The following is a 483-nucleotide window of genomic DNA, read 5'->3' as shown; positions in this document are numbered from 1 at the left end:
AGCAAGTTGGTCTGCTCTGCCACATTCTGAATCAGTTGAACAACCTGGTTTATATCATTAGCCTGATTATGCAGTTGCTGAATCACATCGCTGCTGCGATTAACCACGCCAGATAACTGGTTAATAGAATTGATATTCTGCTGAACCTTTTGCTGGCCAAGCTGCGCTTGTTCATCTGCATCATTGGCTTTCTGCGAAGTAAGTAGTGCATTCTGTGCCACTTCCTGAATAGCCGCGGTCATCTCAGTCACCGCTGTGGCAATTTGCGTACTCTGATGTTCTTGCTCATTGGCAGTACTGGCCACCTGCGTGCTGATAGCATGCATCTCTTCTGCCGATGCCGCTAAGCTACTGGACGCTTGAATCACCTCTTTAACCAGCCCGTGAATACGATCAAGCATTTGGTTAAATCCCTGCGCCGTTTCAGCGATTTCATCCTTACCCACCACCTCTGCTCGTACCGACAGATTTGCCGACTCGGCA

Annotated in this window: 1 protein-coding gene; it reads right to left on the bottom strand. The window is 48.7% G+C overall.

What is annotated here, in order from left to right:
• A partial coding sequence (locus J0A66_RS21635) for a HAMP domain-containing protein (RefSeq protein WP_338143934.1) occupies positions 1–446 on the bottom strand: 446 nt, incomplete at its 3' end.
• Between the last annotated feature and the right edge of the window lie 37 nt (positions 447–483).

The organism is Bowmanella dokdonensis (genome assembly GCF_017254865.1).
In the GTDB taxonomy this organism is placed as follows: Bacteria; Pseudomonadota; Gammaproteobacteria; order Enterobacterales; family Alteromonadaceae; genus Bowmanella; species Bowmanella dokdonensis.
Note: the sequence above shows the minus strand (reverse complement) of the source record. Positions and strands in the feature narration are given on the sequence as shown.